The sequence below is a fragment of the Rhodococcus sp. EPR-134 genome, assembly GCF_001647205.1.
Classification (GTDB): domain Bacteria; phylum Actinomycetota; class Actinomycetes; order Mycobacteriales; family Mycobacteriaceae; genus Rhodococcus_F; species Rhodococcus_F qingshengii.
In genome coordinates this window covers 1-16,765 of sequence record NZ_LVCT01000130.1, presented here as the reverse complement: position 1 = coordinate 16,765, position 16,765 = coordinate 1, and the positions used below count along the sequence as shown (strand labels likewise).

The 16,765-nt window shown below is 61.1% G+C and carries 18 protein-coding genes; 11 read left to right on the top strand and 7 right to left on the bottom strand.

Going from position 1 to position 16,765, the window contains the following annotated elements:
• Positions 1 to 6: 6 nt before the first annotated feature.
• The 3 genes from A2J01_RS05845 (at position 7) to A2J01_RS05835 (ending at position 3,075) form a co-directional block, all read left to right on the top strand.
• Positions 7 to 348 carry a DUF6292 family protein gene (locus tag A2J01_RS05845; RefSeq protein ID WP_003940902.1) on the top strand — a complete coding sequence of 114 codons (342 nt, stop codon included), beginning with the start codon at positions 7 to 9 and terminating at the stop codon, positions 346 to 348.
• A 45-nt stretch (positions 349 to 393) separates the two neighbouring features.
• A complete protein-coding gene (locus A2J01_RS05840) occupies positions 394 to 2,031 on the top strand; it encodes a sulfatase-like hydrolase/transferase (protein WP_064112297.1) in 1,638 nt (545 codons plus the stop codon).
• A gap of 87 nt (positions 2,032 to 2,118) precedes the next feature.
• Positions 2,119 to 3,075 carry a R2-like ligand-binding oxidase gene (locus tag A2J01_RS05835; protein WP_019747614.1) on the top strand — a complete coding sequence of 319 codons (957 nt, stop codon included), beginning with the start codon at positions 2,119 to 2,121 and terminating at the stop codon, positions 3,073 to 3,075.
• A 9-nt stretch (positions 3,076 to 3,084) separates the two neighbouring features.
• Here A2J01_RS05835 and A2J01_RS05830 read toward each other — a convergent pair whose 3' ends face one another.
• The gene (locus tag A2J01_RS05830) at positions 3,085 to 3,723 is read right to left on the bottom strand and encodes an HD domain-containing protein (protein ID WP_007727481.1); all 639 of its coding nucleotides are present in this window, start codon (positions 3,721 to 3,723) and stop codon (positions 3,085 to 3,087) included.
• Positions 3,724 to 3,848: 125 nt separating this feature from the next.
• Here A2J01_RS05830 and A2J01_RS05825 point away from each other — a divergent pair, with 125 nt between their 5' ends.
• On the top strand, positions 3,849 to 4,805 hold the full coding sequence (locus A2J01_RS05825; RefSeq protein ID WP_007727480.1) for a GlxA family transcriptional regulator: 957 nt from the start codon (positions 3,849 to 3,851) through the stop codon (positions 4,803 to 4,805).
• On the opposite strand, the gene A2J01_RS05820 is transcribed toward A2J01_RS05825, so the two are convergent.
• On the bottom strand, positions 4,790 to 5,635 hold the full coding sequence (locus A2J01_RS05820; protein ID WP_042923446.1) for an alpha/beta hydrolase: 846 nt from the start codon (positions 5,633 to 5,635) through the stop codon (positions 4,790 to 4,792). The genes A2J01_RS05825 and A2J01_RS05820 overlap by 16 nt on opposite strands.
• A gap of 128 nt (positions 5,636 to 5,763) precedes the next feature.
• Between A2J01_RS05820 and A2J01_RS05815 the strand changes: the two genes are divergently transcribed.
• The 3 genes from A2J01_RS05815 to A2J01_RS05805 are packed head-to-tail and all read left to right on the top strand — an operon-like array spanning position 5,764 to position 7,798.
• Entirely contained in the window at positions 5,764 to 6,267 is a 504-nt protein-coding gene (locus A2J01_RS05815; protein ID WP_042449832.1) for a hypothetical protein, read from the top strand.
• Positions 6,268 to 6,276: 9 nt separating this feature from the next.
• Positions 6,277 to 6,849, top strand: a complete 573-nt coding sequence (locus tag A2J01_RS05810) for a YdeI/OmpD-associated family protein (protein ID WP_007727476.1) — start codon at positions 6,277 to 6,279, stop codon at positions 6,847 to 6,849.
• A 58-nt stretch (positions 6,850 to 6,907) separates the two neighbouring features.
• Positions 6,908 to 7,798, top strand: coding sequence for a sucrase ferredoxin (locus tag A2J01_RS05805; RefSeq protein ID WP_064112296.1), 891 nt, complete (start codon positions 6,908 to 6,910; stop codon positions 7,796 to 7,798).
• Between the two features lie 51 nt (positions 7,799 to 7,849).
• Here the strand turns inward: A2J01_RS05805 and A2J01_RS05800 are convergent, their stop codons facing one another.
• Positions 7,850 to 8,833 (bottom strand): hypothetical protein, encoded by a 984-nt coding sequence (locus A2J01_RS05800; protein WP_030535108.1) that lies wholly within the window; start codon positions 8,831 to 8,833, stop codon positions 7,850 to 7,852.
• A 76-nt stretch (positions 8,834 to 8,909) separates the two neighbouring features.
• Between A2J01_RS05800 and A2J01_RS05795 the strand changes: the two genes are divergently transcribed.
• Positions 8,910 to 9,491 (top strand): GNAT family N-acetyltransferase, encoded by a 582-nt coding sequence (locus tag A2J01_RS05795; protein WP_064112295.1) that lies wholly within the window; start codon positions 8,910 to 8,912, stop codon positions 9,489 to 9,491.
• 13 nt (positions 9,492 to 9,504) lie between these two features.
• On the opposite strand, the gene A2J01_RS05790 is transcribed toward A2J01_RS05795, so the two are convergent.
• Positions 9,505 to 10,119, bottom strand: coding sequence for an NAD(P)H-dependent oxidoreductase (locus A2J01_RS05790; RefSeq protein WP_064112294.1), 615 nt, complete (start codon positions 10,117 to 10,119; stop codon positions 9,505 to 9,507).
• A gap of 76 nt (positions 10,120 to 10,195) precedes the next feature.
• Between A2J01_RS05790 and A2J01_RS05785 the strand changes: the two genes are divergently transcribed.
• Positions 10,196 to 10,771, top strand: coding sequence for a TetR/AcrR family transcriptional regulator (locus A2J01_RS05785; RefSeq protein WP_064112293.1), 576 nt, complete (start codon positions 10,196 to 10,198; stop codon positions 10,769 to 10,771).
• A 2-nt stretch (positions 10,772 to 10,773) separates the two neighbouring features.
• On the opposite strand, the gene A2J01_RS05780 is transcribed toward A2J01_RS05785, so the two are convergent.
• Positions 10,774 to 11,697, bottom strand: a complete 924-nt coding sequence (locus A2J01_RS05780; RefSeq protein WP_064112292.1) for a LysR family transcriptional regulator — start codon at positions 11,695 to 11,697, stop codon at positions 10,774 to 10,776.
• 81 nt (positions 11,698 to 11,778) lie between these two features.
• On the opposite strand from A2J01_RS05780, the gene A2J01_RS05775 reads away from it, so the two are divergent.
• Together A2J01_RS05775 and A2J01_RS05770 are read left to right on the top strand one after the other, a co-directional pair.
• Complete coding sequence (locus tag A2J01_RS05775) at positions 11,779 to 12,768, top strand: threonine ammonia-lyase (protein WP_007727455.1); 990 nt, start codon at positions 11,779 to 11,781, stop codon at positions 12,766 to 12,768.
• A gap of 153 nt (positions 12,769 to 12,921) precedes the next feature.
• Complete coding sequence (locus A2J01_RS05770) at positions 12,922 to 14,547, top strand: N-acyl-D-amino-acid deacylase family protein (RefSeq protein WP_064112303.1); 1,626 nt, start codon at positions 12,922 to 12,924, stop codon at positions 14,545 to 14,547.
• Between the two features lie 93 nt (positions 14,548 to 14,640).
• On the opposite strand, the gene A2J01_RS05765 is transcribed toward A2J01_RS05770, so the two are convergent.
• Both A2J01_RS05765 and A2J01_RS05760 read right to left on the bottom strand, forming a co-directional pair.
• Entirely contained in the window at positions 14,641 to 15,792 is a 1,152-nt protein-coding gene (locus A2J01_RS05765; RefSeq protein WP_231915712.1) for an MFS transporter, read from the bottom strand.
• 286 nt (positions 15,793 to 16,078) lie between these two features.
• Positions 16,079 to 16,765 (bottom strand): serine hydrolase domain-containing protein (locus tag A2J01_RS05760; protein ID WP_156519191.1); only part of this gene is annotated, 687 nt, incomplete at its 5' end.

The following is a 16,765-nucleotide window of genomic DNA, read 5'->3' as shown; positions in this document are numbered from 1 at the left end:
ACTTCCATGCATACCAACGGCAACGACTGGTCCGCACACGAATACATCGACGCGGTAGCACGGTCCGTTCACGGTGAGACCGTCCGATGGCCGCAGGGGCCGAGCATGGATGCGGTGATCGTCCTTCCCGTTCATGCCAGGCACCATCCGGGGAAGAACGCAGTTCTGCTCTGGAATCACGACTTCGGTTGGTCGTGGGGTGTCGAGGAGGCTGATGTGCGAAGGACGATTTCGATAGTCGACACCCTCGGTATCGGCCGGACACCGGATCCGCTGCGCTGTGCGGATCGGGTTATCGAACTGATCAGCGCACGGGCAGTTTGCTCGCGCATGTGTAGCGAAGAGTGATTCGGTCAACTCTGGGGCGACAACGCCTCCGAGAGGACGACGCCCGTGAACCCAGAGAACGTTCCAGCCCCGCATTGTCATTCATTGCCGCGCCGGACGTTCCTCGGTGGCGTCGGTGCCCTTGTCCTCGCGGGAGTGGCAGACGTCGCGGCCGGCGCGGTGAGCGCGGTGCCGGTACAAGCAGCACCCGCCGATCGGTTTCCGCAGAAACCCAACATCGTTGTCATCATCACCGATCAGGAACGCCGGCCGATGTACTGGCCCCAAGGCTGGGCTGAACAGAATCTGCCCAACGGCAAGAGGATTGCCGATCACGGGCTGAGTTTCGACCAGGCAGTGTGCAACACCGCGATGTGCTCGCCCAGTCGCAGTACGTTCTTCACCGGCCTCTACCCCGCGCAGCACGGGGTCACCAGAACGCTCACCGAAGGTGGCACTGTCTCACCCACCGAGCCACAGTTGCAGGTCTCCGAACAGAACATGGCAAAGCTGCTGGCGTCGGCCGGCTACAACGTCCAGTACCGGGGGAAATGGCATCTGAGCAAAGGCGTCGAGGGTGGTGATCCGACAAGCGAGGACGTGGCAGGATTCGGCTTCGAGGGGTGGATTCCGCCGGACGCGGGCCAGGACACCAATCCGGATCATTTCGGTGGCGGGTGCGCAGACCATGATCGCCGTGTCGCCGAGGAAGCTGTCGAGTTTCTCTCCGGACCCGCAGTCGCATCCGGACAGCCTTGGGCGCTGATCGTCTCGTTCGTGAACCCGCACGATGTCCTCGCGTACCCCCAGACGTGGAACGCGATGAACGGCACGTGCGACAACTACGGATCGGACGCGCCAGGCGCCTTCGAGCAGGGTATCGACTTGCCGCCCACCTTCGACGAGATCCTGGCGCTCAATCACAAACCGACAGCCCAGGTTCAGTCGGAACTGCTGTTGGCAGCCGGGCTCGGGCCGCTGCTCGGACCCGATCAGGCGCGTAACTACATCAACTTCTACGCCTATATGCACAAGGTGGTCGACGAACACATCGGCAGCGTGCTCGACGCGATCGAAGCCACTCCACAGATGCTCGACGACACGGTGATCGTTCGGATGTCCGATCACGGGGAGATGGGGATGAGCCACGGAGGTTTGCGGCAGAAAGTGTTCAACGCCTACGAGGAAACACTGCGCGTTCCACTGGTCATCAGCAACCCCTTGCTGTTTCCCGAACCCGTTCGCACCGACGCCCTGGCGTCGTTGATCGACGTGATGCCCACTCTCGCCACGCTCGCCCAAGCGCCTGCGCGTCAATCGTGGAACTTCCTGGGTACCGATCTGACACCGGTCATCGTCGACGCTGCCGCTTATCCGCAAAGTCCCAGCGCGCAGGTTCAGGACACGATTCTGTTCACCTACGACGATCAGAACTGTGCGACGCCCGACGGTCAGAACATCGTCACGCAGCCCAACCACATTCGGTGCATACGCGAGAGTCGCTGGAAGTACACGATGTACTTCGATCCTGCGGGAGTTGCTGCGCCGCAATACGAACTGTACGACTTACAAGCCGACCCCTTGGAACTGAACAATCTCGCCAATCCGCTCAACATCGGCTCGTATCGGCCGGATCTGGCAGCTCAGATGAACGCCAAGCTCTTCGCAGCGATGGAGACCAAGGGGGTTTCCCTGAAGGAATAGATCGAATTTCGTCAAAACTGATTCACGTTTCAGTTCTGCGGGCATGCTGGTGGGGCATCTGTCTTCGGTTCGGGAAGAAGGAATGTCATGACTGTCACCTCGCCGGGGCGAGAAGGTTTCAGTACTCTTCGGTCGGGAGGGTTGAACTGGGATTCGTTCCCACTCCGATTGTTCACCAAGGGAAATGCCAAATTCTGGAACCCAACCGACCTCGATTTTTCGCAGGATGCCCGTGACTGGCAGGAGCTGACCAGCGAACAACAGCGCAGCGCCACCTTCCTGTGTGCACAGTTCATCGCCGGTGAAGAAGCCGTCACCGAAGACATTCAACCGTTCATGAAAGCAATGTCGACCGAGGGACGATTCGGCGACGAGATGTACTTGACGCAGTTCTGTTTCGAGGAAGCCAAGCACACCCAGGTGTTTCGGCTGTGGATGGACGAAGTGGGATTGACCAGTGACCTGCATTCCTACGTCGCTGACAATCCGTACTATCGGCAACTGTTCTACGAGGAGCTGCCGTCGTCGCTACGCATTCTCGAAACAGACCCCAGCCCGGTCAACCAGGTGCGTGCCAGCGTCACGTACAACCACGTCATCGAGGGCAGTCTGGCGTTGACGGGTTACTACGCCTGGCAGAAAGTTTGTGCGACGCGCGGAATCCTCCCTGGCATGCAGCAATTGGTGCGAAAGATCGGTGACGACGAACGACGGCACATGGCTTGGGGAACGTTCACCTGCCGAAGGCACGTCGCCGCCGACGATCACAACTGGGACGTCGTTCAGCAGCGGATGGGTGAACTCATGCCCATGGCCCTCGGAATGATCAACTGGGTCAACGATCAATTCGAGGTGCAGCCGTTCGGTTTGGACAATCAGGAGTTCCTCGAGTATGCCGCAGACCGTGCGCAGCGCCGACTTTCGGCGATCGAGTCTGCACGCGGGCGCGACGTCGCCGAGATCGACCTCGACTATTCGCCGGAGACCCTCGAGGAAAAGTTCGGGGCAGAAGATGCTGCTGCGATGAGTGAGGCGGCCAAATGACTGCGAATTCTATTGGGGCCAAGCCGAGTTCTGGATGACCTCGACAAAATCGATGTGCCGAAATCCCGGGACAAAATGTTCGAGTACGTCAGCGTTCACCGTCCCGAACGTACTTTCGGGACGGTGCTTGAAGCCGTCGGTGAAGGCCTTCAAGATCTGATTCTTGAAATCCGGACGGGGGTGGGCCGCGGTGACGGCGTCGATGTCGGCCTGGTCGAGTTCGCTGTATCCGATTCCGAGTACATCGGTCTCCACACCCGCTGTCACCAAGGCGATTTCGGGCTCCAGCCGCGAGGGGACCTCGGGCGTCGTATGTAGAGCGATGCCTTCCCACACTTTGCGGATGTCGGTTTCGTCGACTTCGTAGCCGGTGAGGAATCGCCGCGCTTCGTCCGCGCTGTCCAATTCGAATCGCGCCGTACTGTCCCGGAATTTCTCGGTGAGCCCCAGGTCGTGAAACATGGCGCCGACGTAGAGCAATTCGGGGTCGGCGTGCAGTCCCAAACGCGCGCCTTGCAGCGATCCGAAGAGGAAGACGCGTCGCGAGTGGTGAAACAGTAACTCGGACGCCGTATCTCGGACGAGTTCGGTGGCGTCGGCAGCCATCTTCGAATCGGGGATTTTCACACCGGCAATGATCGTGTTCATCGGTACCTGCTCTGCTCGTCGCTGCTGCGAATTTCTCGGTCCATCCCAGTGTCGGTCGAACACGCACGCGGGCGCACCCTGATCTCGGCCATACTGTCCACAGATCAGGACGAAGGGGAGCGATCGTGACCGCAGTGCATCGAGTTGCCGTCCTGGTGTTCGACGGCGTCAAACTGCTCGACGTCGCAGGTCCGAGTGAGGTGTTCGCAGAGGCCAATCGCGGCGGAGCGAACTACGAGTTGGTGATCTGCTCGGTGGGTGGACACGATGTCGACTCGTCGACCGGCATGCGCATTCCGGTCGACTGTGACGTCGCAGATTCCGGTTCCTTCGACACGTTGCTGGTCATGGGTGGCGACGTGTTCCCGTCGATGCCGGTGAGTCCGGAATTGCGTGAGGCAGCGAGCGATCTTGCGAGACGTTCGGGTCGGGTTGCCTCGATCTGTACCGGGACATTCATCCTGGCGGCGAGTGGACTGCTCGATGGACGCCGCGCAACGACGCATTGGCAACACACGGCAACGCTGGCGCGCGCCTATCCGCAGATCACGGTAGTTCCCGACGCCATTTTCATCCAGGACGGCACGGTGTTCTCGTCTGCGGGTGTGACCGCCGGGATCGACCTCGCGCTCGCATTGCTCGAGCGAGATCATGGTGCAGAAATGGCCCGACGTGTCGCACAGCTTCTGGTGGTATTTCTCCAACGTCCGGGTGGGCAGTCACAGTTCTCGCCGTCGTTGAGCGGGCCGCGGCCCCGGGTGCCCGCGCTTCGCGCAGTGGTCGAGGCGGTGGCCGCCGATCCGGCGGGGGAGTACTCGGTCGACGAACTGGCTGCCCTGGCGCACCTGAGCCCACGGCATCTGACGAGGCTCTTTCGGGAAGAACTCGGTACGACGCCGGCCAAATACGTCGAGTTGATCCGTTTCGACTCCGCGAAAGCGCTCCTCGATGCCGGCCACTCGGTGACCGAAGCCGCGCAATTGGCGGGATTCGGCAGTTCGGAATCCCTACGACGAGCATTTTCGACGCATCTCGGAATCTCGCCGCAGGTGTACCGCCGTCGTTTTCAAGCTTTCGGCTGAGACTGACTTTCGTGCTTGCCTTGCGGCGGGCTCATGCCCTGCTTGTCGAGCCAGGCAAGGCTGTAGTCCGCGATCTCACGCCAGCCGTGGTCGATGGTCAGCGAGTGACCTCGATCGCCGAAGACCTTGTATTCGTTGATCGTCGGGGCCTTGGCGTACTTCTTGAACGAGCTGTCCGAACTGGCTTTCGGGACTGTGCGATCCTTGCCGCCGCCGATCATCAGGAGTGGCCCGCGGCGGGCGTTGAAATCTACTGCAGCGGGGCTGTGGGGCGCGAAGTTGGCGAGTGCTGCCTCGAACAACGGCCGACCAGGGGCGGGAATCGCATACTGCTCGAACAATGCGTCGGACTCGTCCTTGGACACGGCACTGGCGAAGGACTTGTGGAACGACTCTCTGTTGTGTGAGTACGCCTTCCGGTAGTTCCCGGGGTTGGACAGGACCGGGAAAACACTGCCCAGTTGAACGAGGGGAAGTTTCAACACCCCTTTGGGCTGAGCCGGGTCGATGGCAATTGCCGCGGTCGCCAGCTTCTGGCCCAGAAGTTTCTGCGCGATCAAACCTCCGAACGAATGCCCCACCACGATCGGTGGTTCGTCGAGATCGGCTATCACCTTGGCGTAGTGATCCGTCACGTCCTCGATGCCGTGTCCCGCGATGTCTTCCGGGTGTTCACGCGTCTCACCCACGGTCGACGCGTCCCCTGGCCACCCCGGCGCCATCGTGGGGTATCCCTGCGCGTTGAAAACCTGCGCCCAGGGGTCCCAGGTGGTCGGGTGCATCCAGAGTCCGTGGATGAACAGAACAGTCGGGTTGGACTTGGGCGACATGCGCGCTCCCCGCTATCGGACCGATGATCGATACGGAATGCCCGCTTTTTACAACCTCATTCACATTTTCGGCGAGCTCTTCCGTCGGGCCGTTCCGTTCTGTTGTGCGAAGATGGCACGATCGTGGCATGGCACCAACTGGATCTGCGAAGGCGATGGCACTGTGGACCACCGCTTTTGTTGTCTCACAAGCGAATATTGCTCGCCTACTCGGGCCGGTGGCTCCCAAAGTATTGGAAGTGCAGACGGCGTTCTCCGCTCGCCGGTACGTCGAGATCTTGGACTCCATGGACGACGAGGCCACGGCACGATTTCGTAGTCACTACTACCCCGATTTCGTACATCCCGCGATCTACGCGATGGCTTTGCGGTCAGCGGGCACGAGGCTCGGGGAGCGGGTTCCCCTTTCCCCGGCAACTCGGCGCGCCCTTGCCGTAGTGCCGGTACTGTCGGCGGCCGGCGACTACGTCGAGAACGTGGTCGGACTCCATTTCCTCGATCATCGCGACAGGATCACCGACTCGAGGGTTCGCGCCGCTTCGACCGTCAGTATTGCCAAATGGGTGCTCGCACTCGGAACTCTCGGATATTTGTCGCAGGGTTTTGTCAGGGTATGGGTATCGCGAAAATGAGGAGCACTGATGGCAGTCGAACTCGGCACCGAATACTTCGCTGACGGAGCAGAGTTCCGTCGATGGCTGTCCGAGAACCACGAGGTGGTCCCCGGCCTTTGGCTGAAAATGGCCAAGAAGACCTCGTCGCACAGTTCGATCGACTACGACCAAGCGTTGGACGTTGCCCTGTGCTTCGGCTGGATCGACAGCCTCGCACGGCGAATCGACGACGATTTCTTCGTACAGAAGTTTTCGCGACGCACCGCGCGGAGTCCGTGGTCCAAACGCAACGTCGAGATAGTCGCCCGCCTCGACGCTGCGGGACTTCTCGAGCCTTCCGGCATCGCCGAGATCGAGAAGGCCAAGGCCGACGGTCGATGGGATCGCGCGTACGAGGGATCAGCCAAGGCCGAGGTCCCCAAAGACTTTCTCGATGCGCTCGCGGAAAACCCGAAGGCTCGTGAGTTCTACGCGACGCTCAATTCCACCAACCGATTCACCATCGCGTACCGACTGCAGGAGGCAAAGCGTCCGGAGACGCGAGCCAGGCGGATCGAGAAGTTCGTGAACCAGCTTGCGGAGGGCAAGAAGTTCTATTGAGCTGCCGCGTCACTGGGCCACAGGGACTTGCTAATCGACACCCAGCGAGGCTGACACAATGGGCCTCGTGATCGAAGCCGAAACCTGTTCCGCACTGTCTGCTGTCGATGAGCCGCTGGCAGGCAGCGCTGCCGTCGTGCAGGGCTGGGTATGCCTCGAATTCAATGCCGCGTGGGGTCGTGACGTGTTGGACGGTACGGCCTTGGGGGAGGAGCTTGCCGCCGAGCTGAGCCGCCGAGCCGATGCAGCGAACGTACGAATCATGTTCGTTCGGCGACCCGGGCGCACCGATCCGATGACTGATGGACACACCGTCCTGCTTGCGCGCTCCGATCCGAGCGACTCATGGTGTGAAAGGTTGCACATCGATTCGCCGATGGAATTACTCGACGTCGATTTCTTCTTGCTGGATGGGCCGCCACCAGGACTGGGCGAGCAAGTGACCGAGCCAGTCGTATTGGTTTGCGCACACGGCAAGCGCGACCAGTGCTGCGCTGTATTCGGCAGGCCGATCGCCGCAGCGCTGATGTCGTCCTTCGGGCCCCAGGTGTGGGAGTGTTCGCATACCGGCGGGCACCGATTCGCGCCGTCGATGATCCTGTTGCCGAGCGGCAATACGTACGGCCGTCTGTCGGCAAGTGAGAGTGTCACGGCCGTGGAGGTGGCTTCCCGAGATCAGGTCCATTTGCCAGGCCTGCGTGGACGGAGTTGTTGGTCTCCTGCGGGGCAGGCTTCGGAAATTGCTGTGCGACAGCAAATAACCTGCGGAATCGACGACTTGGCTGTCATCGAGCAGGCGAGTGACGGGACATGCGTCGTCACACATGTGGACGGCCGGCTATGGGCGGTGGAGACGGCACTCTCCGAACTCGCGCCGCGTCCACCGAGTTGCGGCGCGGCGCCCAAGCCGGTCAGGCCAGTTGTGGTCACGTCGATTCGAGACCTGTGATTTCATCGTCGGTTTTCTACGATCAGTCTCGATGAACTCGGGTGTGGGTCGCTACTGCAACAGGAGCGCAATGACTGCGGGCGGTAATTGACGTTGTCCGAGGAGGTTTACGCGTTGGCATCCGTCGAGTTCGACTGCCATCCGCGTGCCGCCCGATCCGTCGGGACGAAGTACGTCGATCGAAGCGATGTGATGGGCGACGAGATCGCATGGGCCTGCAGGTGGCGCGGTGGATGCAACCTCCATCAGATCAGTACTCTGCTGGCGTGACAAGCGGATTCGGGACTCGGGCAGCGGCGGTTCGGTGGAATAGCGGCACACCCGTAGTCTGCCGACGTCGGAAATCGGTGTAGCCAAAGCTGTTTCCGTCAGTGGGCGCGCGTGAGTGTCTTCGTGTTCTGCCATGCGACTCATGTCAGCTTCAGTGGTCGTCGCGAACGGTTGTCCGATCGACTCCGCGCAGGTTCCGGCGTCATCGGAGGAGATGCCGTCGACCGGATGCTGCGCGCGGCTGATCTCATGTAGTTGGCTCAGGGCTGCGTGTGGTTTCTCTTGCAGTCCGCAGGGCGCGGTCGGCCAGGTAGGGCGTATGGCTGCTCCTGCTTCGTCTACCAGCCACAAACCGGCTGGCGGGACGAGACGGTACGCGCAGTCGGCCCGGACGTTGGCAGGAAATCGACGAGACTGTTCGCGGAATGCATCGTCCACCGCGTGGATGTCCCCCTCGAGGCGTATGGAGTCGATTGTCAACCCACCGTCGGACGTTTCTCCGCGTTCGCATCGAACAACGGCAACGGGGCTGAAATCAGGAGGCGGGTAACCACTTCCCTCGGGGCGAAGTGCGATGCTGCTGTCGCGTGCCTCGGGGGCTACGAGCGCGGCGGTGATATCAGGGGCGAGGCAGTCTGCCCGATCGACCGCCGTCGCGACCGGTGGAGTGAAAGATTCATAGTCTCGAACGCCGGTCCAAACCAACGCAACGGCGACGACACTGACGACGACGATAAAGACCCCAGCTGTGAATCGTCCACTCATACATCGACACTATGTGCTTTTGTGATGGATTGAGGCGAAGTCTCGACCATTGCGGGTGCGACGTAGCATCGCTGCTATGACAGTCGATTTGGTTGCGCCTGACGAGGCCTTGTGGGTGTCCTGGTTGGAGTCGCGTGACGAGTGGGGCGGACCGCATGCGGATCAGCCCGGCTCGGCCTTGGGAGTTGCGCAACGTCTGGATCTCGACCTTGCCTCCCGCGATGGGTTCGGGCACTGGGTGCAGGAGTTGTTGGCGCAGCCCGAGGCGTTGCCGGGGCCCGACATTGTCCCGGCAACCAACTGGTGGATCGTGCGAGACGGCAGGTATCTCGGTGCTATCCAGTTGCGACACAGCTTGAATGAGTTCTTGGCTGATCTTGGTGGTCATATCGGCTACGGGATTCGGCCGTCGGAACGGCGGAAAGGGATAGCGTCGGCTGCTCTGGGGGAAGTGCTCACGTATGCCGGCGACCCGGTGGGGCTCAGTCGCGTCCTGATTACCTGCGACGAAACGAACGCGGGTTCGCGTAATGTTATCGAAGGGTGTGGGGGACTTCTCGATAGCGTGCGCCCAGCTGATCAGTTGTCGCGCAACCTCGGCCATGCTGGAGACACGCTTCGCTACTGGGCGGCCACGGGCCGGTCAAGCGTCAGTTGACCGTTTTTGACCGTCAACGGGAAGTCGCGGTCGCAGGGTAGGCGGCACGGGACGCGATGCTTTCGCTGAGGTCGTGGATTTCTGCGGCGAGGACGTCTCGGCTCTTCGTGTCCGACTCGTGAACGAAGGTTGTCGATCCCAGTGTGGCACCGCAATATTCGATGATTCCGCGTTCGATCTGTGTCCGGAAGGCCTCGTACACGCCGTGTCGGTCGAAACTCTCGGCGTCGTCACCTGCGACTGGAATCAGGTGGACGGTGAGTCGGTCCAGTTTCTTCACGAATTCGCTTCCCGGGGTGAATTCGTACGCCCATCCGCTGACGAAGACTCGATCGATCCAACCTTTGAGTAGTGCGGGCATCGACCACCAGTACATCGGAAACACGAGAATCAGATCGTCTGCGCGATCGATTCGGTCCTGCTCGGCTACAACATCGGCCGGGGGAGTCCCTTTGCCGCGGAACAGGTTCACATCGGCTTCGGCGAATCGGGGATCGAAATTCTCGGCATGTAGGTCCGCGAAGTCGACGTCGCCGCCCAGGTCGCGGATCGCGTCGGCGGTAGAACGGGCGACATGCTGGGTAAGTGACTGAGGATCGGAGTGGGAGACTACGACGAGTGTGGTCATGAGCGTCCTTCGGTAGATGGTGCGCTTATGTACTAAGAGTAGGTTACTATTGGTATATAGCGCAAGGAGGTGTCCGATGGCACGTACGAGACTGTCGCGAGCCGGCAGGTACGAACAACTCGTGGAGGTGTCGTGGGCATTGGTGCGAGAGGAGGGTGCGGACGCGCTGACCCTTGGTCGGTTGGCTGAACGTGCCGGCGTTGCAAAGCCAGTTGTATACAGCCATTTCGCCTCTCGCGCCGCGTTGTTGGCAGCCCTCTTCAAGGAATTCGACGATCGTCAGACGGTGATGCTCGAGGAGTATCTCGATGCCGCGGATGAGTCTCTGAACGGACGCGCGAATGCCATCGCCGACTCCTACGTCGGATGTTCGCTGGCGCAGGGGCGTGAACTGACGGGTGTGCTTGCAGCGCTGGAGGGTTCGCCCGAGCTGGAGCGGGTCAAGCGTGAATCGGAGCACGCCTATTCCGAACGATGTCGGGAGGCGCTGACTCCCTTTGGTGCGGGCGGCGGACTTGCGCAACCTTCGATGACCGCAATATTCGGTGCTGCAGAGGCACTCTCGCATGCGGCGGTAGCGGGAGCGCTCTCGCCCGACGATGCTCGAAGCGAACTTGCCGCACTGATAGTCGCGGTGGTCGGCCGGAGCTGAGGTCACCGGTTATCTTGGTGCCCATCCAATTCGACGCGCTCACGCATGGATTCGGATATCGCTGTCAGAGTTCTGACGAACGCGTCGATCGCGGGAGCAAGTGGAGGTTTGCCGTAGGTTGCGACGGAGACAGTGCGTCGCTCGCCGGGAATGCGGTGTGCGCGGATACTCGGGTTCTGATGTGCCTGGAGGGCGAGGGCCGGAAGGGTGCTTACCCCGCTTCCGGAGGCGACCAGGGCTTGGACGGCGACGTAGTCGTCGGTCTCGAACTCGATCCGCGGAATGAATCCAGCTCGATTGCAAGCGGTGAGGAGGTGGGCTCGGCAGCTCGGGCAACCGGCAATCCAGGTCTCACCGGCGTAGTCCGTGATCTCGTTGGCGGCATCTGCATTCCGCGTAGAGGTGATCAGGTACAACGGATCTTCCAGCAAAGTCGTCTGCGCGACATGCTTGAGCCCGACTTCAGGGGTGTCCTCGTGCGCGAAGACAACAGCTACGTCGACATCGTTGTTGCGAAGCAGTGCAAGTGCTTTGGGTGGTTCTGCATCAACGAGGCTGATGGACACATCGGGGTACTGGGACGTGAACGCTGCCATCGCCTGCGGAATCAAACTCGCCAGGGCTGACGGGAATGCGGCCAGTCGTAGTCGCCCGGTCCTCAGTCCGGCGTACGTCTGGACTTCGGCTACCGCTGCGTCGACGTGGCCGAGGATCCCGGTGGCTCGCCGAACCAGCACTGCGCCGGCGTCCGTCAGGCGCAGTCCACGACCCGCTCTCTGGAACAGTGGAACCCCGACTTCCGATTCGAGCAGTCGAAGGTGGTGACTGATGGAGGGCTGCGCGTAACCGAGAGAATCGGCGGCGGCTGTCACCGACCCTTCCTGTGCAACAGCGACCAGGACCCTCAGCCGAATTAGATCGAGCATGCCAAAATCATAGAAGATTTCGATGCTTTGGACGAAAACACGTATTGGATCTATGAATCGGTGTTTGGCAGGGTGAATCACATGGCACCGGCATCTGATCTCACGGCATCAAACCAGCTACATCCACCCGTATGGGCAGACATCGAGCGTGCCAGTCAGGTCGTCCGTCGGCATCTACCGGTCACGCCCCTGATATCGCACCCGACCTTGGGTGCGGGCTCGTGCAGCCAATTGTTCGTCAAACACGAGAACGTGCACCCCACGGGTGCGTTCAAGGTTCGCGGCGGACTGAACCTGGTGGCAGGACTGGATGAGGCGACGCGGGCGCGGGGGATTGTCGGCTACTCGACCGGAAACCATGCTCAATCCTTGGCGTATGCCGCGGCGGGTGCGGGCGTGCGGTGTGTGATCGTCATGCCGGTTGGGGCGAATCCAGTCAAGGCTCACGCTGTCCGCATGCTCGGAGCCGAGCTCATCGAGCACGGTGTGAACTTCGACGAGGCACGTGCTCATGCCGATTTCATCAGCGAACGTGACGGCCTGCGTCTCGTGAGCGCCGCCAATGAGCCGGCAATCCTCGCCGGTGTTGCAACGGCCTACGTCGAACTCCTCGAACAACAACCTGATCTGGACGCGGTGGTGGTCCCAGTCGGTGGCGGCAGCGGTGCGGCGGCGGCGTGTCTCGTCGCGAGTGCGCTTGCACCGCACCTCGAGGTGTTCGCAGTGCAGTCTGAGGCCGCACGAGCCGCACATGACTCGTGGAGTTCCGGCACGTGCGTCGAGCGCTCGAACACCACCCGTGTCGAAGGGCTTGCGACCGGTGCCGGGTTCGCACTCACTCAACGTGTCTTGCGTGAACGCCTCGGGGGATTCCTGCTCGTCACGGACGATGACATCACCCTCGCGCAGCGGGCGTTGCTCTACGACGCTCACACTTTGAGCGAAGGCGCCGGTGCGGCCGCACTTGCTGCGGTCTATGCGCATCCGAACACCTTCGCTGGCAAGCGCGTTGCTGTTGTCTGCACGGGCGCCAATGCCTCCGAGAATGAGATCCGCGGGGTCGTCGGCTGACCGATGGCATGATCGGAACCATGGGCCAGTTTGGTAGGGCGGCACCAATTTTGCATCGCGTATGTGTGTCTGGAACAAGATTTCGCTTCCACGATTCAGCAAAGTGAACAGGGTCGCATCTCGCGACAGCAAGGCCACCGTGGAGGAGACGTGATGCTGCCGACAATCGTCGTTCGGGACGGGACTGTGCTCGATGGTAGAGGGAGCCCGCCCAGGAAAGCGGATGTTGCGATCTCCGGTGACACGATCGTGGAAGTCGGAACGATCGGTGCTGTGCCGGGGGCGATCGACATCGATGCTCGCGGTTGCATGGTGGCTCCCGGTTTTGTGAATGTGCTCAGCCATAGTTACCTCACGCTGCAGCAAGACCCACGAGGATTGTCGGACTTGTATCAGGGGGTCACAACCCAGGTCTTCGGTGAAGGCGTGTCTCTCGGACCGGTCACGGGTTCGATGACTCCGGCGATGCTCGGATTGGGCGCGATTCCAACTGGGGTGCAATCACATTGGCCGAGGTTGCATGATTTTCTCGAATCCTTGGAGACGAACGGCGTCGGTTTCAACGTGGCGAGCTTCGTCGGCGCGGCGAATCTGCGCATGATGGTTGCGGGTGTGGACAATCGCCTGTTGAGTGAACAAGAGCTGGCCGAAGCGTGTGCCCTGCTCGACGAGGAGCTTGAAAATGGAGCTCTCGGAGTGGGTTCGGCTCTGATCTATCCACCCGGAAGCTATGCGGATTCCGGCGAGTTGCGAGCATTTTCGCAGGTGCTCGCCAGACACGATGCCGTCCATATCTGCCATCTCCGAAGCGAAGGGCAGAGGTTTCTCGAAAGCATCGAGGAACTGGTCGATATCGCTCGAACGACAGGAGCGCGCGGGGAGATCTACCACCTCAAGGTTGCTGGTAAGTCGCACTGGCACAAAATGTCCGAGGCCTTGCAATTGGTTGAGTCGGCTCGCGAGGACGGTGTGCGAATCACCGCGGACGTATATCCGTACGAGGCGGGGAACACGCTGCTCAGTGCCGCGTTGCCACCGGAGTTTCGGTGTCGTGACACGACGGCCGGGCGCACGCACCTGAACTCGACCGGTGTCCGAGAGCAGATCCGCGAGAGGATCCATCGTGAGGACGAGGACTGGGAGAATCTCTACGCTGCGTCCGGAGGCGCCGATGGGGTGACGATCTTGTCCGAGGTACCGGCACTCGGGATCCGAGCGGGGGAAGCTCTGGGATCTATTGCTCGGAGGATGGGGCATCACGACCCGGTAGACACCATACTGGCTGTTCTCGACGCTCTCCCCACAGCCGAGGCTGCCTATTTCATTGCGTCGGAGGACAACACGCGAACTGCCTTCGAGCGTCCCTGGGTTTCGGTTGGTTCCGATGCCGATGCTCAAAGCACGGAGACCCTTTTCGCGGGGCAACCCGTCCACCCCCGTTCATTCGGAACTTTCGCCCGTATTCTGAGCCGCTACACCCGCGGCATTGGCGGGCAATCAGTCGAGGAATGCGTTCGCCGAATGACCAGCCTTCCTGCTGAAAACTTCGGTTTGGCGAAGCGGGGCTACATTGCGCCAGGGGGATACGCCGATCTGGCGATCTTCGACCCCTCGCAGGTAGAGGATCTCGCGACATACGACAACCCAAGAGTGTATGCGACGGGAATGCGGCACGTTGTGGTCAATGGGCAACCGGCACTGTCGGACGGGGTGCCGACGGGGATGCTTGCAGGGCGCGCACTTCGGCGCTCGCGCAACGGGTTCGATGCAGTGAGGTGACGAGCTGGCACCGGGGTCAGCTCCGGATCGGCGAAGCGGCCACTGCCGGGAACGACCCTTCAGCGGCCACTTCGCCGGACCACGTGAGAGCCCTCAGAATTTCGCCGGGGTTTGCGGAACGATCATGGCCACCAGAGCCGCCGCAGCCGTCGCGCCGACCAGGACTCCGAACGCGGCCATGTACGAGAACTGGTCCACCATCCATCCCATCACGAGGGGGGTGATGAAACCGGCGAGCTGTCCACAACCGTTGATCAAACCCATTCCGGAACCGAGGAATTCGGCAGGCAATGCCCGCAACGGGAGGGCGAAGATCGACATCGAGCACAGTCCGCTGACGCCCATCGCGAGGGTTTGATAGAACGTGAACATCGCGACGGTATCGGTGGTAGTCATCAAGAACAGCAGAATGGCGGAGGTGGCCATGCACGGAACGAGCAGAATGCGCGCGCTGTCGTGAAAGTACTTGTCCACCAGACGTCCACCGACGACGATGGCCAATGCCGTGACGATGAACGGGATCGCCGCGAAGATTCCCGTATCGATCAGCGAGAGCCCCTTTTCGTTGAGGAGGTAGCTCGGCACCCAGGTCAACAGCCCATATCCGGCCATGTTAGCCAGGCAGAACAGAAGTGCGAACTTCCAGACCGAAACGGACTTGAATACCGCGGCGCGTGAGTGTTCACTGGCGAGCGGTTGCAGTGCGGCCTCCGGATCTTCCGTGATCTCTGTGTCCAACGGCGCCGGGAGCACCAACCAGACGACTGTGCCGATCACGGCGCCGACTATGGCCACCAGCCAAAATGCGTCCCGCCAACCGACGGCCATGAGAACTGGGGCGATGATCAATGGTGCGATGCCGGGGCCCAGGTTGTTTGCACCGATCATGAAGCCCATGGCCGTGGCGCGAGTTTTCGGACGGGTTCGCTCAGCCAGAGCTTTGAACGACGCTGCTGGGAAGAGACCCTGGCTGAGCCCGAACATCGCACGCATGACCATCAGCGAGACGAGTCCCCAGGCGAATCTTGTCAGTGCGGTGAACACCGACCACAGGATCAACGCAACGATCAACAGTGGCCGGGGTCCGAATCGGTCGGCCAGCATGCCGCCGGGGACCTGCCCGAGCATGTAAAAGATGGCGAAGATCGACACGACTCCGCCCAATTGCGTATTACTGAGGGAGAATTCGTCTCCGATCATCGGCAGTGCAAGCCCGATCATCACGCGATCTATCATGTCGATCATCCAGATCGTACTGAGCAGCCCAACAGTCATAGTCGTTGTTCGACGAATTGACTTGTTGTCCAATATGTTTTGTATCGACTTGCCGCCGCTATGCGAGGGTTCCTCAACTGTGGCGCGTTCCGACTTCATCATGCCTCCTGAATTGCGTTGTGCCGCATGGACTGATGAAGTGTGGCAGCGGACACGTAGGCCGCATTGGTCCGTTCGGCCAATAACCGACCGAATGTTTCGTCGGGCGGTACAGCGTCACTCGGGTGAGATTCCGGGTGACGCTGTCACCAGAGCTTTAACTGCACAAAGCTCTGTCCACGGTGTCTACGACGTGTTGCGTGGCGGACGCAGTCGTGGGAAGAGCAGTCACCGCAAGGTTTACGGCGCGCCCGTTGTCGGTGATGCCGCCGCGGGTCTCGTAACCGACTATGTCGCCGCCATGGCCCCAGTAGACCCCGCCGCACGAGAGAGTCCTGCTGGTGAGGCCGAGGCCGTACTCGAGTCCGGTGGGCCCGCCGACGTGGACGGTGGTACGCATCTGGTCGAGTTCGGCTGCGGGGAGCAGTCGTCCGTCGAGTAGCGCGTAGAGGAACTGGTTGAGGTCCGAGGTGGTGGAGATCAGCTGCCCTGCGGCCCATCCCCACGACGGGTCCATCTCTGTGACGTCACTCAGTGGGCTGTCTGGTGCGGTGCGGTGGTATCCCTTGGGATGGGGACCCCGGATGGTCATGTCTCCCGGGGATGGGAAGTAGGTGTCGCGCAGGCCGATCGGCGCGAAGATACGTCGATTCATCTCCTCGGCGAGGGGGCGGCCGGTAACCTTCTGTACGAGTAGGCCGGCCAGAATGTAGTTGGTGTTGCTGTACCCCCAACTCGTTCCGGGCGGTGCGTCGGCGGGGTGTTGGAACGCGACGTCGAGCAAATCGTGGGGGTCGGCGTAGCGGTATCTGATCTCTTCGTCATTGACGTGTATTCCGTAATC

What these genes read in the sequence shown, in the direction of transcription:
- A2J01_RS05805 (WP_064112296.1), top strand. Translation starts at nt 6,908, where the DNA reads ATGGGCCTCGTGATCGAAGCCGAAACCTGTTCCGCACTGTCTGCTGTC.
- A2J01_RS05785 (WP_064112293.1), top strand. Translation starts at nt 10,196, where the DNA reads ATGGCACGTACGAGACTGTCGCGAGCCGGCAGGTACGAACAACTCGTG.
- A2J01_RS05775 (WP_007727455.1), top strand. Translation starts at nt 11,779, where the DNA reads ATGGCACCGGCATCTGATCTCACGGCATCAAACCAGCTACATCCACCC.
- A2J01_RS05820 (WP_042923446.1), bottom strand. Translation starts at nt 5,635, where the DNA reads ATGTCGCCCAAGTCCAACCCGACTGTTCTGTTCATCCACGGACTCTGG.
- A2J01_RS05795 (WP_064112295.1), top strand. Translation starts at nt 8,910, where the DNA reads ATGACAGTCGATTTGGTTGCGCCTGACGAGGCCTTGTGGGTGTCCTGG.
- A2J01_RS05780 (WP_064112292.1), bottom strand. Translation starts at nt 11,697, where the DNA reads ATGCTCGATCTAATTCGGCTGAGGGTCCTGGTCGCTGTTGCACAGGAA.
- A2J01_RS05845 (WP_003940902.1), top strand. Translation starts at nt 7, where the DNA reads ATGCATACCAACGGCAACGACTGGTCCGCACACGAATACATCGACGCG.
- A2J01_RS05830 (WP_007727481.1), bottom strand. Translation starts at nt 3,723, where the DNA reads ATGAACACGATCATTGCCGGTGTGAAAATCCCCGATTCGAAGATGGCT.
- A2J01_RS05770 (WP_064112303.1), top strand. Translation starts at nt 12,922, where the DNA reads ATGCTGCCGACAATCGTCGTTCGGGACGGGACTGTGCTCGATGGTAGA.
- A2J01_RS05790 (WP_064112294.1), bottom strand. Translation starts at nt 10,119, where the DNA reads ATGACCACACTCGTCGTAGTCTCCCACTCCGATCCTCAGTCACTTACC.
- A2J01_RS05835 (WP_019747614.1), top strand. Translation starts at nt 2,119, where the DNA reads ATGACTGTCACCTCGCCGGGGCGAGAAGGTTTCAGTACTCTTCGGTCG.
- A2J01_RS05815 (WP_042449832.1), top strand. Translation starts at nt 5,764, where the DNA reads ATGGCACCAACTGGATCTGCGAAGGCGATGGCACTGTGGACCACCGCT.
- A2J01_RS05800 (WP_030535108.1), bottom strand. Translation starts at nt 8,833, where the DNA reads ATGAGTGGACGATTCACAGCTGGGGTCTTTATCGTCGTCGTCAGTGTC.
- A2J01_RS05810 (WP_007727476.1), top strand. Translation starts at nt 6,277, where the DNA reads ATGGCAGTCGAACTCGGCACCGAATACTTCGCTGACGGAGCAGAGTTC.
- A2J01_RS05765 (WP_231915712.1), bottom strand. Translation starts at nt 15,792, where the DNA reads ATGATCGACATGATAGATCGCGTGATGATCGGGCTTGCACTGCCGATG.